We start from the raw sequence: 15,276 nt of genomic DNA, 5'->3' as shown, positions 1-15,276 counted from the left end.
TTGCGCGCGGCGGGTGCATAGGCTGGTACTCATGAGACTGGCCTTTTTCGGAGACGTTGTCGGAAAACCCGGGCGGCAGGCGGTGCTGGACCACCTGCCGGGCCTGAAGGCACGCCTCCGGCTCGACTTTGCCGTGGTCAACGCGGAAAACGCCGCCGGCGGCTTCGGCCTCACCAGCGCCATCGCGGAAGAGTTCTTCGCCGCCGGGGCCGACTGCCTCACCCTGGGCGACCATGCCTGGGACCAGCGCGAGGCGATGACCTATATCGAGCGCGAGCCGCGCCTCCTGCGCCCCGTCAATTATCCGTCCTCGGCCAATGCGCCGGGCAAGGGGGCGCACCTCTTCACCCTGCCGGACGGCCGCCGCGTCGGCGTCATCCAGGTGCAGGGCAATGTCTTCATGCGCCAGTCGCTCGCCTGTCCGTTCGATGCGGTGGATGCGGCGCTCGATTCCATGCCGCTGGGCGCGGTGGCCGATGCCATCCTGGTCGACATGCATTGCGAGGCGACGAGTGAGAAGATGGCCATGGGCCACCATTGCGACGGCCGCGCCAGCCTCGTCGTCGGCAGCCACACCCATGTGCCCACCGCCGACACGATGATCCTCGAAGGCGGCACCGCCTACCAGACCGATGCCGGCATGTGCGGCGACTATGACTCGGTCATCGGCATGCAGAAACAGATCTCGCTCTACCGCTTCCAGACCCAGCTCCCCGGCGAACGCTACCAGCCCGCCCTGGGGGAGGGCACACTCTGCGGCACCTTCGTCGAAACCGACGACCGCACGGGCCTGGCAGCGCGCATCGAGCCAATCCGGATAGGCGGCAGGCTGAGCGAAATCGTGCCGGGGTGACGTGACCCACCATCCCCTCTCCCTTGGGAGAGGGGCAGGGGTGAGGGGTCGCGGAGGTTCGACAGGCGGTGTGCGGAAAGGCACGCGCAGACATGCGTGCCTCTGGCACCGGCGCATGAAGGGAAGTCCGTCACCCCTCTCCCCCAGCCCCTCCCCCTAGGGGGAGGGGAGTGCCCGCGAACCTCAAATCTCCAGCGCCTCGCACACCCGCGCCCACAGATACTCCGCATCCATCGCCTCTTGCGCACTCAGACGCAGGACGCGCCAGCCCATCTGCTCGAGATCGGCTTGTCGTGTCGCGTCTGAGATCGCCACATCCTCGCGGCCATGCACGCTGCCATCGATTTCGATAGCCATCTGCACAGAGACGATTGCGAAATCGACAATGTAGCCGCCAACCGGATGCTGTCTGCGCACGGGAAAGCCGTGTTTGCGCAAATTCCTGAGCGTCTGCCATACTACCTGTTCCGGCGTGTTGGCCATCTGCCGGAGTTTCCGGGCGCGGTGGATGGAGGGGGAGCGGGTCATGTCTGTGACCATTGCAGATGCTGCTTCGGGTGGAAAGCCTACGCCACGCGCACCGGACCAATTCCCCTCTCCCCTGGGAGAGGGGTTAGGGGTGAGGGATTGCGGAGGTTCGTCATGGGATGAAAGTGGCGGCGCTGAACTCTTCTCGTGCCACAGAATGCGGGATTGGTGGAACGTGCGTTTCCCCTCACCCCCGGCCCCTCTCCCAAGGGAGAGGGGAGTTTATCCCCCATCTCCCCACGCCAAACCTGTCGCAGCCACGCGCGTAAAAATAAATCCATCCCACACCCTCCGCATCCGGCGTATCTTCACGCCCATGTCGCCGTTCTGTCCTCCTGCCGGGTTCCCGCCGCACCTCTGCCTGATCTGGCCGCTCATCTGGGCGCAGATCCTGGTGTTGCGCGGCTGGGTGCGGGCGGTGCATGGCAAGGGCACGCACTATCGCTGGAGCGTGACCGTCTGGGGCCAGGTCTTCCTCGTGCGGATCGTCGGCAAGCCCGGCGAGGCAGAAGAGGAGGGCGCGGAGCTTCAGCTTGCTGCCCTCATCGCCCGCGCCTGCCGCCGCATCGGCGCGCTCAGCCTTGGCGAGCCTGACTGGCCGGAGGCCCTCCGGACCCATCCGGAGCGTTCCCGGAGCCTTGTCGGAGTTTTGGCCGGAGCCTTGGCCGGAACGTCGCCGCAACCCGCCGTCCCGATCCGCGGCCCGCCTTAGAGCCATAGCTTGCCGCAGACCCCTGCGAACGCAGGGGTCCATCTCCCGTCATCGCCGCATGCACTTGAGGACGCTTCAGGAGATGGATACCTGCCTGCGCAGGTATCGGCGGAACACAAACGCCAATCCTCTGTTCCTCACCGGACGGGCCCACGCCCGCGCCGGCCGCACGTGCTGGTGCCGATGCCTTGGCCTCCGCCCGCCCATGCGCTAAAGGCCTGCCTTTCCAGTTCCAAACCGACCTAGAGAGGGTTTCATGGCCGGCCACAGCAAATGGGCGAACATCCAGCACCGCAAGGGCAAGCAGGACAAGAAGCGCGCGGTCCTCTTCGCGCGCCTGTCCAAGGAAATCACCGTTGCCTCCAAGATGGGCGGGCCGGACCCGGCCATGAACCCGCGCCTGCGCCTCGCCGTGCAGAACGCCAAGGGCCAGTCGGTGCCGAAGGACAATATCCAGCGCGCCATCGACAAGGGCCAGAGCGGCGGCGGCGCCGACTATGTCGACATCCGCTATGAAGGCATGGGCCCCGGCGGCGTCGGCATCATCGTCGAGGCCTCGACCGACAACAAGAACCGCGCCGCGACCGACGTGCGCACCGCCTTCTCGAAGAATGGCGGCAGCCTCGGCACCACCGGCTCGGTCTCCTTCGGCTTCGAGCAGATGGGCGAGATCGAGTACGGCCCGGAAGCCGGCACCGCCGACGAGATCATGGAAGCCGCCATCATGGCCGGCGCCCAGGACGTGGAATCCGATGAGGAAGGCCACTGGATCTACACCGCCCGCGAAGACCTCGGCGCCGTGGCCGATGCGCTGGCCGAACATTTCGGTGACAAGGTGGAGTCGAAATCGACCAAGCTGATCTGGAAACCGAACACCCGCGTGCCGGTGGCCGGCGATGCGGCCGAGTCGCTGATGAAGCTGCTCGACGTTCTCGACGAGCTCGATGACGTCGCCAACGTCTACGACAATTCCGAATTGTCCGACGAGGAAATGGCGCGTCTCGCGGGCGACTGACGGGTCTCTTCCGGTCAACGCTGTCCTTGTCCGGGGCAACATAAAGTCAATTTACGGTCATCCTGCCGACACCGGTTGCGGGCCTTGACTCCCGCCTCTCGTGCAAGTACTTTGTATTTCAAAGTACTCTATGGAGCGTGAAATGAGCCCTCAGACCTTCGCCGACGACCTTGCCTATATCCGCGACCTTGCCGAGGCGGGCCAGAAGGCCCCCTTGCTGGCGGGCCGGTTCCTCGCCTGGTGGGGCGGCCTCGCGGCGCTGGCCTATGTCGGCCATTACCTCATCAGCAGCGGCGCGCTGGGCCTGCCGCTCTATTATGTGTCCTGGATGTGGGGCGTGTTCTTCGTGCTCGGTTTCGGCGGCTTCAAGTTCATGCAGCTGACCTTCCCGCCAGCAAAGCCAGGGGCCGGCTCAGCTGGAAACCGCGTGTCTGCGCTGGTCTGGATGGGCGCCGGCTTCATGCTGTTTGCCTTCTTTGCCGGCGTGATCGCGAAATCCTTTCTGGATGGAAGTGCCAGCATCGGCTTCCTCTGGTCGGTGCCGGTTGTCCTGGGCGCCTACGGCCTGTCGCAACTGACAAGCGGGCTGATTGCCCAGTCCCGCCCGTTGATTGTTGCCGGCTGGGTCGCCATTGCCAGCGTTTTCGCGGCGGTCCTGCTGGTCGGACGCGAAGAGATCTGGCTGCTCGGCGCGGCTGTCGCCTTCTCGACGGTCTTTGTGCCCGGCATGATCCTGATGCGGGAAGAGCCGTCCGAGACGGTCTGAGGTGCTCCCATGTCGGACGAAAACCCCTTCGATCATAATGACATCGACGATGTCATCCATGGCCGCCTCCGCCTCGGCATTATGGCTTACCTGTCCACAGTCAGCCCCGCGATCTTCGGCGAGCTGCGCGACAAGGTCGGCACCACCGACGGCAACCTCTCCACGCATCTCCGGAAGCTGGAAGAGGCGGGATACGTGGAGCTGGAAAAGCGGTTCGTCGACCGGCGGCCACAAACCCGGGTGCATCTGACGGAGACCGGGCGCAAGGCCTGGCTCGCCTGGCTCGACCGGATGCAGGCGCTGATGAAAGCGGCGGAGTGATTACGGGCTGACGAGCCGGATCTGGCCGCGGCCGTTGCCGTCGCCGGCCGAGGCGGCCACCCGCCAGCCAAGGCTTTCATAGGCTTTGCGGGCCCCGAAATTCTGCGTGTCGACATCCAGCGTCAGGGGCTTGCCGGCGTTCTCGCGAGCTACTTCCAGCAGGCCGCGCCCGACCCCGCAGAACCGCCAGTCCTGATGTACGAAGAGGTGGTCGACATAGGCTTCGCCGGGCTGCAGCGTGATGAAGCCGATGATGCCGGCCGCCGGTTCTTCCGCCACCCAGATCCGCGCATTGGGGATCGCCCGGATCAGCCGCGCCACATAGGGCCGCGGCGTGCCACGCCATGGAAACTTGCGCAGGCACGCCATGAAGATCGACATGCACGCCTGACCGTCATGCCGTTCGAACGCCCTTATATGCCAGCCTGCGCCTTCATGCGTGTACATGATGACAACGTTATCATGGACTGTATTTCCGTCCAGCCTTTCGGCCGGCATCCGGGGGCCAATCGTTGCTGCGCCGCACCAAATTGCGGCGGCAGACCGGCCTACATCTGCATGGTCCAGCCTTCGACGCCCATCGCGGCCTGGCGGATGGCTTCCGACAGGGTAGGGTGAGCGTGGCAGGTGCGGGCGACATCTTCAGAGGCTGCGCCGAACTCCATGGCCACGCAGATCTCGCCGATCATCTCGCCGACGCAGGGGCCCATCATATGGGCGCCGAGGATGCGGTCGGTGTTCTTGTCGGCGAGGATTTTCACGAAGCCGACGGTCTCGTGATTGGTGCGCGCACGGGAGTTGGCAGTGAAGGGGAACTTGCCCTTCTTGTATTCGATGCCGGCTTCCTTGAGCTGGTCCTCAGTCTTGCCGACCCAGGCAATCTCCGGGTTCGTGTAGACAACGCTCGGCACGAGGTCGTAGTCCACATGGCCCGCCTTGCCCGCGATCAGTTCGGCGACAGCCGTGCCGTCGTCCTCGGCCTTGTGGGCCAGCATCGGGCCATGGATACAGTCGCCGATTGCCCAGACGCCCTCGGCAGCCTTGAAGTGGCCGTCGATGACCTGCACGACGCCGCGTTTGTCAGTGGTGACGCCGACCGTCTCAAGAGCGAGACCGTCCGTATAGGCGCGGCGGCCGACCGCGACGATGACCACATCTGCGTCCAGCGTTTCCGTCTCGCCGCCCCTGGCCGGCTCCATGGAGAGTTTGAGCTTCGACTTCATCTTCTCGACGCCGGTGACCTTCATGCCGAGGCGGAAGGTGAGGCCCTGCTTCTTGAAGGTGCGCTCGGCTTCCTTGGCGATCTCGGCATCAGCGCCCGGCATGATGCGGTCGAGATACTCGATCACGGTGACTTCGGCGCCGAGGCGCGACCACACCGAGCCCATCTCTAGGCCGATGACGCCGGCCCCGATCAGGATGAGGCGCTTCGGGATGGAGGTCAGCGACAGGGCGCCGGTGTTCGTCACCACACGCTCTTCATCGATCTCGATGCCCGGCAGGCTGACCGGCTCGGAGCCGGTGGCGATCACGATGTTCTTGGTTTCCAGCGTCTGCTTGCCGCCGTCGAGGCCGTCGACCTCCACCTTGCCGGGACCGGCGATCTTTCCGCGGCCCTTGACGTAATCGACCTTGTTCTTCTTGAAGAGGAACTCGATTCCCTTGGTCAGGCCGTCCACCGCGTCGGCCTTCTGGGCCATCATCTTCTCAAGGTCGACTTCCACTTTGCCGGTCTTGATGCCCATGGCTTCGAAATCGTGCTGGGCGGCGCGGAAGAAATCGGATGCGTGAAGCAGCGCCTTGGACGGGATACATCCGACATTGAGGCAGGTGCCGCCGAGCGTGCCGCGCGACTCGATACAGGCGACCTTCAGGCCAAGCTGTCCGGCGCGGATTGCGCAATTGTAGCCGCCGGGGCCGCCACCGATGATGACGACGTCATAGGTCTCTGCCATGGGAAAATCTGCCTTGCGATAGGGGCCTTAAGGAATCAGGCGCCAACCTAGGCATTTGCGACCTGAAATCAATGCGCCCTTCGTCGAGACTGCAGCTTCAATGCCGCCGCTGGAACACCAGAAGGCCCGTCAGCACCAGAAGGGCCGCAGAATAGGCAGCTTCGTCGCGCCACAGGATGGCTTCGGCGCCCGACAGGACCATCATCACGGTCAGGAGAAGAAAGATGCCGGTGCCCAGCGCGGCGACCCATGCTCCGGGCCGCTTGTTCAGGAATGCCAGCAGGCCGCCGATCAGGGCGAATCCGGTCCCGAGCAGCCGCAGAAGGCCGGTCGGCGGGTCCATGACCGCTTCATAAAGCGGGCTGCCGGTCGCCATCACGAACTGGATCGCGTGAACAGCCTGCCACAGCAGGTATCCGGCAAGCAGCGCCAGCAATAAGCCGGCCAAACGGCGCAGGGTCATGCGATCCTCCCAGATCTGATCCGGGTTACCTTAAGCCTTGTCGCCGGAATGCGAAGCGGTTTCGCCTGAGGGGGCTGATTTGGCTGTTGTTGCGGCGGTGCGGCCGCGGGCCACGACGACGGCCAGGAACAGGCCGGTCAGGACGCTGAGCGAAATCGCCTCCGAGGCCCAGTCGGCAACGATGCTGCGGCTGGCGATCAGCCCGAAGACGCTGAGGCCGAAAATGAAAGCGGAGAGGCCGGTCAGCCAGCTGCCGCCATTCTTTTCCGTCAGGGCGGCAAGGCCGCCGACAAAGGCGGCGAGGGCCGCCAGAAGGCGCAGGGCATATTTCGGCTCGAACAGGGCATCATGCACGCTTTTAACGCCATCGGCGGAGACGATGTATTGCTCCATACCGACGCCGGCATGCCACATCATCCAGACCCCGAATCCCCCGAGGACAAAGCCGAGAAACTGACGCAAATCCATGGCGAATCCCTAGCCGCCAGCCATCGCCGCACGGCGCGCGGCGGCCTTTTCCAGCGCGCGCTCGCGGCGCTCGCGCTCCTTGCGGCCATGATGGGCGAAGCTGGCGCGCTGGCGGGCGACCGCAGCGGACACGTAAGCGGGCCGCGCTGCCGACGGACGCACCACGACCGGGCCATCTTCCTGCTGGGAGACATAGACGACCTGCACGGGAGCAGGGGCCGGCGCAGCGGCGGACATGTCTTCCTCGGCTTCGCGGGCGGGGCGGTGGCGCAGCTCCCAGACGGCGATCAGCAGCAGGCCGCCGATCACGCCGAGGCCGGCGACGACGCCTTCGGCAATGCTCGGATCCTGCCACCAGCTGGGCTCGAACGTGACGAGGTAGAAGACCGGGAAGCCGAAAGCGAGGCCGCAGATATAGGAGAGAATGGCGCCGCGGCGCCGGGTCGAGACCAGTGCGGCAGCGGTGTAGAAGCAGATCGCGGCGACCAGGTACGGGCCGCCATGGGTGATGCCGAGTTCGCGCCAGTTGACGGTCGCGACGCCCTCGGCCAGCTCATCCTTCACCAACCAGGTCATCACCATCATGATCGACGGCCAGCGGACGGCGGTCAGGGCGCCGAACGCAAAGGCGATCGAATATCCGGCAATCAGGGTGGCGATGAGCTTCCGGTGCATCCGGAAGAACTACCATGTAGCTCGTGACAACCGGCTGAACGCAATCGATGAAATTTGTTCAGATTTACTTTAATCGCCGCTGTTTTCGAGCTGATCGTACATCAGCATCGCGCAGACTTCGGACTCGTATTCGAAATCCGGGACGTATTCACCGGATGCCGGGTCCAATCTGTACTCAACCTTACGATCTTCGCCTTTCACCTCGCTGGTGAACTTGTAGTCGACGAAGAAGGAATCGGTGCCGGTGCGGGACGGTTTGATCGTGCCTTCCAGCACGCAGGGCTTCAGCTCGTCATAGGCCGCGCCGGTCGTGTCATCCAGCGTCAGGACGTTGGCCCGGAAGACGGGGCCGTCCGGCGTGATCTCGATCAGCTCTTCGGAGCTGAGGACCTGGCCCTGGCCCATCCAGCCGGACTTCACCATCATGGTCGGATAGTTCAGGAGGCCGGTGCGGAGCGAATAATCCGGCGGCATGCCGAATCCGTTGCCATAGGCAAGGTCCTGCCAGGTGCCGATCACTTCGCCGTCCTTGATGTAATGCGCGCTGATGCGGCCCGAATTGACGTGCGCATCATCCTTGTTGGTCCCCTTGGAGACGACGGCGATATAGTCGTCGAACTTGACGGCGAAGGCCGGGTTGAAGGTGAAGGTTTCCAGTTGGCCGCCGAAATCTTCGTCGGCCTTGATCTGCACTTCCGCCTCGCCGTATTTGCCATAGGCGGCGAAGAAAGCCTGGTCGAGCACGGCGCCGGACATTTCCAGCTCGAAGGGCTGGGGGCGTTCGGTTACGGCCGGCTTCTCGCAGGCCGAGAAACAGAACTCATTGTAGAGCAGATTGTTGGTCCAGGGCAGCTGGCTGCGATTGGTTCGGCCGGCGACGCGGCGCTGGGCGGCGGCGAAGGCATCTTCCGCCTTCTGGCCGGGGCGCTGCAGCTCTTCCGCCAGCACCGGGGCATAGACGCCTTCCTTGGCGACGTCGCCGATGCCGGTCGCATAGGCGATCAGCATGTCGGGCGCCGCCTCGACCCGGGACAGGCCCTTCACGGCGGATTTGTAGCCCTCAAGGCCCGGCACATTGCGGCAGGCATCAAAGACCAGGAACACGGCCTTCGCGCCCGTCGCGGCAAAGCCGTCGCGCTGGGTCTGCATGTCGAGGCCATAGACAGCGAGGTCAGACGCCGCGACCAGTTCGGCATCGATGCCGAGCAGGTAGGAGTCGCCGCTCTCAGGATGCTGGGCGCCATGGCCGGTGTAGTAGATGAACGCGACCGCCTCGGAACCTGCGGCGTCGACCTTGCGGCGGAAATCGTTGAGGGCAGATTTGAGCTCGTTGCGGGTCAGGTCATGGGCCCGGGTCACGTCGAACCCGGTATCCTTCAGCGCTCCGGCAATCGTGTCGGCTTCCTGTCCGGCGCTGAGAACCTTCGACAGGTCTCCCGCATAGTCAGTCTGCGAAATCACCAGCGCGAGCCGGGTCTCAGCAGCCGATGCGATCGCTCCCGGCAGAAGGCACAGGCAGGTGATCGCAAGAACGCGGATCCAGCGCGGAAACAGGATTGTCATGGTGGCTCCTTTTCCCCTCGGACAAGATTAACCACACTGATCGGGTCCGTCGAGCGGCAAGAAGCGCATCAATGACCGCGCGGGTCAGACAGGCTCGAAGGGGATGACCCGGGTTGCCACATACACCGACAGGACGGGCAGGAGCAGTCCGATCGCGACCATCCAGGCCGGATGCGGAACGGAGAACAGGATCAGCGTGATGATCGCCAGAACGCCGCCAGCCACGATAACGGTCGCGCGCCGGGAGCCGTTGCTGAGAAGCAGCGCAGACCAGATGCCCGCCTGAACGCCAAGGAACCAGGCCAGGACTTCGACCAGCTGATAGGCGAAAGACACACTTCCCTGCCCGTCGGCATGGCTCGCCGCCTCACCCGGCACAACCAGGTGCCCGAGGTATCTCGCTGCAATCAGTACGATCACGGCGGTCACCAGGCCCAGCAATCCCGATGAAATCTTCCGGTCCATCCTCAGCCTCCCCGCTGCAGATGCGACAGGTTTGCACAAAAAAGCCTTATCCGGCAAATGCCTTTTCGATCACGAACTGGGCCGGGGCGGCGTTCGAGCCTTCGGTCAGGCCGGCCTTGATCATCAGGGCCTTGGTGTCCTGGATCATCTCCATGGATCCGCAGATCATGGCCCGGTCGGTCTCGGGATCGATCGGCGGAACGCCCAGATCTGTAAATAGTTTTCCAGATTCGATGAGATCCGTGATGCGGCCCTGGTGTTCATGCGCCTCCCGCGTGACGCTCGTATAGAGGCGCAGTTTGCCCTGAACCATCTCGCCGACCAGCGGGTCGTTGATCAGGCTGTCGACCAGGTTGCGGGAATAGGTCAGCTCGGCCAGTTCGCGGCAGGTATGGGTGACGATCACCTCATCATAGCGCTCATAGGTGTCCGGATCGCGCACGAGGCTCGCAAACGGGGCAAACCCGGTGCCGGTGGAGAACATGTAGAGCCGCTTGCCCGGCAGCAGGGCATCCAGCACCAGCGTGCCGGTCGGCTTGCGCGCCAGCAGAACCTTGTCCCCCGGCTGGATATTGCACAGGCGCGAGGTCAGCGGGCCATCGGGCACCTTGATCGAGTAGAATTCGAGCTCCTCGTCCCAGGCGGGCGAGGCGACGGAATAGGCGCGCAGCAGCGGCTTGCCGTCTTCCTTGAGCAGGCCGATCATCACGAATTCACCGGAGCGGAACCGGAAACTCATCGGCCTTGTGATGCGAAACCGGAACAGGCGGTCGGTATAATGCTCCACATCGAGCACGGTTTCCTCGGTCGGTCCGTTCGGGTTTGCCGGCTTGGCCGGGGCAGGGGCCGGAGGGGGTGAGGCGCCGGCGGCTGGCGTCGCAGCATCGGTGCCGGTCGTATCGGAAGACATGGCGGGCTCTTTCGGCTGTTCGGTCGGAACGTCGATCTTGTCGGTGTTTCTGAAAAATGACGCGAAAAATGACTTCATCTTGGCCGCTCACATGACAAGCGGGCCGATGAAAAGCAATGTGTCAGATGAACGCTTAAGTTTTTCTACGGATTGCCGGTCCTGCCGGTCCCCATGCGCCGCAGGGCTTTGGGGTTGCTCCAACGCAGTATTTGTGCCCCAAACGCTTCAGAATAGCTGGCGGTTCCCTGCGAATTGCTGTTAAAAGTTTCAAAGAAATTTGAAGAGGAATGTCATGACGATCAAACACATGTTGCTTGGCGGGACCGCTGCCATTGCGCTCGCGGTAACCGCGTGCGGCAAGACCGAAACCAAGGCGCCGGACGGGGAAGCCCCAGCGGCCATTGAAAAGGTCGAAGCAGAGCAAATCACGGTGACGGACGCCGAACTCGCCGGAAACCCCTTCCGCGAGGACTGGACCGGCCCCTATGGCGTGCCGCCCTTCGCCGCCATCAAGGATGAGCATTACATGCCGGCGGTCAAGAAAGGCGTGCTGGAACTCCGCGGCGAGATCGCCGCCATCGTCGCCAACCCGGACGAGCCCTCCTTCGACAATACGATCGTTGCCCTCGATCAGGCCGGTGCCTCGCTCTACAAGGTGATGAACGTCTTTGGTAACATCACCTCGACCGACACCAACGATACGCTGAACGCGCTGCAGTCGGAAATCTATCCGCTGCTGACGCGCGAGACCGATGCGATCAATTTCAACCAGGACCTGTTTGCCCGCGTTCAGTCGGTCTACCAGAACCGGGACCGCCTCGGCCTCGACGAACAGGACGCGCGCCTCTTGGAGCTGACCTATCGCCAGTTCGTGCGCAACGGTGCAGCGCTGTCGCCGGAAGCCAAGGTCGAAGTCGCAAAGATCAATGAGGAACTGTCTTCGTTGCAGACCAGCTTCGGCCAGAACGTCCTGCAATCGACCAAGGCCTTCCAGATCGACGTGACGGATGAATCCCGTCTTGCCGGCCTGTCGCCGGATTTCAAGGCCGCCCTCAAGGTCGACGGTGAGGACAAGTGGATCCTCACCGCCGATCGCTCCGTGTTCGAGACATTCATGACCCAGGCCGAAGACCGCGACCTGCGCAAGCAGATGTTCGACGGCTATCGCCTGCGTGCCTCGTCCGGCGAGTTCGACAACGGCCCGATCCTCGTCAAGATCGCCCAGCTGCGCGCCAAGCGGGCCGAGCTCATGGGCTACAAGAACCACGCCGAATTCCAGCTGGCCGAGCGTATGGCCAAGACGCCGGAAGCTGCGGAAGACTTCCTGAAGAAGGTGCTGGAGCCGGGCCTCAAGCGGGCAGCCGAGGAAAAGGCCGACATGCAGGGCATGATCGGCGACGCCTTCCAGATCGAAGGCCAGGACCTGTGGTATTATGCCGAGAAGGTGCGCCAGGCGAAATATGATTTCGACGACAACGCGCTGAAGCCCTATTTCGAACTCGGTGCCGTCCGGGCAGGGGCGTTCGATGTCGCCTCAAAACTCTTCAACATCACGATCACGCCGGTTGAAGTGGAGGGCTGGAACCCGGTCGTCACCTCCTATGAAGTGAAGGATGCCGAGACGGGCGACTTCCTCGGCCTCTTCATGTCCGACATGTATGCCCGCAAGTCCAAGCGCCCCGGCGCCTGGATGAGCTCGTTCCGCAATACGTCCGACGTCAAGGGTGATCGCATCCGTCCGATCATTTCGAACAATCTCAACCTCATCACGCCCGCCAAGGGCGAGCCGACGCTGATGCGCTTCGACGAGGTGGAGACCCTGTTCCACGAATTCGGTCACGGCCTGCACGGCCTGCTCACGCAGATCCGCTACACGACCTTCTCCGGCGTCGACGGGCCGCGCGACTACACCGAATTCCCGGCGCAGATCCTCGAGCACTGGGCCGGCGCGCCGGAAGTGCTGGAGACCTATGCCAAGCATTACCAGACGGGCGAGCCGATCCCGCAGGATCTGCTCGACAAGATGAATGCCGCCGCGACCTTCAACCAGGGCTTCAAGACGACGGAATACATCGCCGCCTCGCTGCTCGACCTGCGCTGGCACATGCTGAGCTCGGAGGAGGCCGCGAAGATCACCGACGCGCGCGAATTCGAGAAGAAGGTGCTGGCCGAGTACGGCATTCCGGAAGAGATCGAGCCGCGCTATCGCTCGCAGTATTTCAGCCACATCTTCGCGGGTGGCTATTCGGCCGGCTACTATGCCTATCTCTGGTCTGAAATTCTCGATGCGGACGGTTTCACCGCCTTCCGCGAGACCGGCGACATCTTCAATCCGGAACTTGCCGGCAAGCTGAAGAAGTGGGTCTATGAATCCGGCGGCCTGCGCGAAGCCGACGAGCTATACCGCAACTTCCGCGGCTCCGATCCGACGATCGAACCGCTGCTGAAAATCCGCGGCTTTGCCGAGGAAGAAAAGCCGGAAGGCTGATCTGCCTCTCCCCGGAAACAAGAGACCCGCCGGTCACCCGGCGGGTCTTTTTTATTTGGAGTTTTGTCAGCGGCCAGGTCAGGATGCGGTCGGCTCGACCTGTTCCTTGCAGACGATGGCGCGGACGGCGTCTTCGCTGCGGGCGTCGCGCAGGGCGTCGCGGATCGCGCTCTGGCGGAACACGCGGGAGACCTGGGCGAGGGCCCGCAAATGGTCTGCGCCAGAGGCCTTCGGCGCCAGCAGCATGAAGACCAGGTCGCAGGGGCGCTCATCAATGGCCTCGAAGTCGACGCCCTGGTTGAGGCGCATATAGCCCCCCACCGGCTTGTCGATGCCTTCGACGCGGGCATGCGGAATGGCGACGCCTTCACCCACCCCGGTCGAGCCGAGGCGTTCGCGTTCCATGACGGCATCCTCGATCTGGCGCGCGCTGAGGCCGGTCGCGCCCGCCAGGGCTTCGGCCAGCGCGTGGATCGCCTGCTTGCGGCTCGTCGCTTCAAATGATGGCAGGATGACCCCGCCTTCGAGCAGGGATGTCAGATCGGTTGCCATTCAACTCGCTTCCGTTGCGCCTCAGTTTCTGGAGGCGTCTGCTGGGTCCACCCAACCAATGTGCCCGTCCGGGCGGCGGTACACCATATTCAGGCGCCCATGGCCAGCGTTTCTGAACATCAATGCCGGAACTTCCTGCAGTTCCAGCTGCATAACTGCCTCAGAAACAGCCATTGTGCGGATCTGGACGGACGTTTCGGCAACCGTCAGGGGCGAATCCGCAGCTTCCTCAACGTCTTCGTCATTATCCACGTCATGCCCGTTGGTCTGGAAGACGGCTTCGGCGGCCGGTTCGGACGGGAAGGGGCCGGCGGCGATGGCATGGTGGTCCTTCAGGCGGCGCTTGTACCGGCGCACCCGTTTTTCCATCTTGTCGAGGCTGTCTTCGAGCGCGGCATAGGGGTCTTCGGCCTTGCCGGTGGATTGCAGCACAATGCCCGACGGCAAGTGCACATTGCAGTCCACCTCGACGAACGGACCATGCTGGGAAACGAATACGCGCGCCTCGCCCGCTCGATTGAAATACTTACTGACGGCTGCTTCAAGTCCGGTCTCAATACGCCCCCTGAGGGCTTCGCCGAGATCCATATGCTTGCCAGTAATCTGTATCTGCACGAGCGGTCTCCTTTACTTTTCAGGGCTCAATTATGACCCAGAACGTCGCATGATGCGACTCCCTTCCCATTAAATGGGCAAGACTTAAGCCAGTGGAAGGGGCGATCAGCCGCGTCTGTCGCGCCGCCAGATACGAAATATGGCCGGTCCCTCGACCAGATAGCGCCTGGCAAGCCGGCCTGGCTCGGATCCGAGACGGTGCAGCCATTCCAGCCGGGCCTGCCGCATCCAGGCCGGGGCCCGGTCCGTCTTGCCGGACAGGAAGTCGAGGCTGGCCCCGCAGCAGAGGCCGACGCCCGTGGCCGTCCCGAGCTCCAGGGCGGCATGGGCCACCATTTCCTGCTGGGGCGAGCCGACGCACAGGAAATGGAACCGGGCCGGATTAGCCGCGAGGAAGGCCGCGGCGGCCGCAATGGCGTCCGGGTTTTTCCGCATCCCGAACGGCGGCTCATGCCGGCGCAGGTCGGTCAGGCCATACCGCGCTTTCAAGGCGGCTTCGAGCGCGGCGTCGCCGCCCACAATGGTGACGGTCTCGTCGGGCCGGATCACGCCCGCAAACAGGGCTTCGACAATGTCGGCGCCGGGCGAGGCGGGCAGGTCGATCCCGTCGCGCCGGGCGAGCAGTTCCAGGATCCGGCTGTCATTGAGGAGGAGCCCTGCCGCATCGTAGAGCGGGCGCAGTTCCGGCTCGCGTTCGAGGCGGATACGGTGATCGACATTCGGCGTCACGACATAGGTGAAAGGCGCGCCGGCCGACGCCGTTTCGGCCAGGAAGCGCGTCGCTTCCGCAGTTGTCATGGGCTGGAAGTCCAGTCCCAGGAAGCGTGTTGCCTGCTTGTCCATGCCGGTGCCCCGAATGCCGCGCAGGCACCTTATCCCGGATTTTCTTTCCGGACTGTTTGTGCGCCTGCACGGCCGGCGTAAGGG

The 15,276-nt window shown here is 63.7% G+C and carries 18 protein-coding genes; 6 read left to right on the top strand and 12 right to left on the bottom strand.

From position 1 onward, the window contains the following. Positions 1-31: 31 nt before the first annotated feature. Entirely contained in the window at positions 32-853 is an 822-nt protein-coding gene (locus tag R3C13_RS04250; protein WP_371309549.1) for a YmdB family metallophosphoesterase, read from the top strand. Between the two features lie 183 nt (positions 854-1,036). On the opposite strand, the gene R3C13_RS04245 is transcribed toward R3C13_RS04250, so the two are convergent. Further along, a complete protein-coding gene (locus tag R3C13_RS04245) occupies positions 1,037-1,381 on the bottom strand; it encodes an endonuclease domain-containing protein (RefSeq protein ID WP_371309548.1) in 345 nt (114 codons plus the stop codon). A 316-nt stretch (positions 1,382-1,697) separates the two neighbouring features. Between R3C13_RS04245 and R3C13_RS04240 the strand changes: the two genes are divergently transcribed. The 4 genes from R3C13_RS04240 to R3C13_RS04225 all read left to right on the top strand — a co-directional run bounded on the left by R3C13_RS04240 (position 1,698) and on the right by R3C13_RS04225 (position 4,195). Further along, the gene (locus R3C13_RS04240) at positions 1,698-2,093 is read left to right on the top strand and encodes a hypothetical protein (RefSeq protein ID WP_371309547.1); all 396 of its coding nucleotides are present in this window, start codon (positions 1,698-1,700) and stop codon (positions 2,091-2,093) included. 256 nt (positions 2,094-2,349) lie between these two features. Beyond that, positions 2,350-3,108 (top strand): YebC/PmpR family DNA-binding transcriptional regulator, encoded by a 759-nt coding sequence (locus R3C13_RS04235; RefSeq protein ID WP_371309546.1) that lies wholly within the window; start codon positions 2,350-2,352, stop codon positions 3,106-3,108. 142 nt (positions 3,109-3,250) lie between these two features. Next, positions 3,251-3,874: a hypothetical protein gene (locus R3C13_RS04230; protein WP_371309545.1), complete on the top strand. Its 624-nt coding sequence runs from the start codon at positions 3,251-3,253 to the stop codon at positions 3,872-3,874. A 9-nt stretch (positions 3,875-3,883) separates the two neighbouring features. Next, complete coding sequence (locus R3C13_RS04225) at positions 3,884-4,195, top strand: winged helix-turn-helix domain-containing protein (protein ID WP_371309544.1); 312 nt, start codon at positions 3,884-3,886, stop codon at positions 4,193-4,195. Here R3C13_RS04225 and R3C13_RS04220 read toward each other — a convergent pair whose 3' ends face one another. From R3C13_RS04220 to R3C13_RS04185, 8 genes are all read right to left on the bottom strand, one after another. Beyond that, positions 4,196-4,642: a GNAT family N-acetyltransferase gene (locus tag R3C13_RS04220; RefSeq protein ID WP_371309543.1), complete on the bottom strand. Its 447-nt coding sequence runs from the start codon at positions 4,640-4,642 to the stop codon at positions 4,196-4,198. 101 nt (positions 4,643-4,743) lie between these two features. After that, on the bottom strand, positions 4,744-6,150 hold the full coding sequence (lpdA, locus tag R3C13_RS04215) for a dihydrolipoyl dehydrogenase (RefSeq protein ID WP_371309542.1): 1,407 nt from the start codon (positions 6,148-6,150) through the stop codon (positions 4,744-4,746). A 97-nt stretch (positions 6,151-6,247) separates the two neighbouring features. After that, on the bottom strand, positions 6,248-6,613 hold the full coding sequence (locus R3C13_RS04210; protein ID WP_371309541.1) for a hypothetical protein: 366 nt from the start codon (positions 6,611-6,613) through the stop codon (positions 6,248-6,250). A 30-nt stretch (positions 6,614-6,643) separates the two neighbouring features. After that, positions 6,644-7,081: a hypothetical protein gene (locus R3C13_RS04205; RefSeq protein ID WP_371309540.1), complete on the bottom strand. Its 438-nt coding sequence runs from the start codon at positions 7,079-7,081 to the stop codon at positions 6,644-6,646. A gap of 9 nt (positions 7,082-7,090) precedes the next feature. Further along, a complete protein-coding gene (locus tag R3C13_RS04200; RefSeq protein ID WP_371309539.1) occupies positions 7,091-7,756 on the bottom strand; it encodes a hypothetical protein in 666 nt (221 codons plus the stop codon). 69 nt (positions 7,757-7,825) lie between these two features. Beyond that, positions 7,826-9,319 (bottom strand): caspase domain-containing protein, encoded by a 1,494-nt coding sequence (locus tag R3C13_RS04195; protein WP_371309538.1) that lies wholly within the window; start codon positions 9,317-9,319, stop codon positions 7,826-7,828. Positions 9,320-9,403: 84 nt separating this feature from the next. Then, a complete protein-coding gene (locus R3C13_RS04190) occupies positions 9,404-9,784 on the bottom strand; it encodes a hypothetical protein (RefSeq protein ID WP_371309537.1) in 381 nt (126 codons plus the stop codon). A gap of 46 nt (positions 9,785-9,830) precedes the next feature. Beyond that, positions 9,831-10,694, bottom strand: a complete 864-nt coding sequence (locus R3C13_RS04185) for a ferredoxin--NADP reductase (protein WP_371309645.1) — start codon at positions 10,692-10,694, stop codon at positions 9,831-9,833. A 292-nt stretch (positions 10,695-10,986) separates the two neighbouring features. Here R3C13_RS04185 and R3C13_RS04180 point away from each other — a divergent pair, with 292 nt between their 5' ends. Continuing rightward, positions 10,987-13,182 (top strand): M3 family metallopeptidase, encoded by a 2,196-nt coding sequence (locus tag R3C13_RS04180; RefSeq protein WP_371309536.1) that lies wholly within the window; start codon positions 10,987-10,989, stop codon positions 13,180-13,182. A 78-nt stretch (positions 13,183-13,260) separates the two neighbouring features. Here the strand turns inward: R3C13_RS04180 and R3C13_RS04175 are convergent, their stop codons facing one another. The 3 genes from R3C13_RS04175 to R3C13_RS04165 all read right to left on the bottom strand — a co-directional run bounded on the left by R3C13_RS04175 (position 13,261) and on the right by R3C13_RS04165 (position 15,192). Continuing rightward, a complete protein-coding gene (locus tag R3C13_RS04175; protein WP_371309535.1) occupies positions 13,261-13,734 on the bottom strand; it encodes a PTS sugar transporter subunit IIA in 474 nt (157 codons plus the stop codon). A 21-nt stretch (positions 13,735-13,755) separates the two neighbouring features. Then, positions 13,756-14,349, bottom strand: coding sequence for a ribosome hibernation-promoting factor, HPF/YfiA family (gene hpf, locus R3C13_RS04170; RefSeq protein WP_371309534.1), 594 nt, complete (start codon positions 14,347-14,349; stop codon positions 13,756-13,758). Between the two features lie 105 nt (positions 14,350-14,454). Then, positions 14,455-15,192 (bottom strand): WecB/TagA/CpsF family glycosyltransferase, encoded by a 738-nt coding sequence (locus tag R3C13_RS04165; RefSeq protein WP_371309533.1) that lies wholly within the window; start codon positions 15,190-15,192, stop codon positions 14,455-14,457. Positions 15,193-15,276: the final 84 nt, after the last annotated feature.

Source organism: Hyphomonas sp. (assembly GCF_041398385.1).
Taxonomy (GTDB): Bacteria; Pseudomonadota; Alphaproteobacteria; order Caulobacterales; family Hyphomonadaceae; genus Hyphomonas.
Note: the sequence above shows the minus strand (reverse complement) of the source record. Positions and strands in the feature narration are given on the sequence as shown.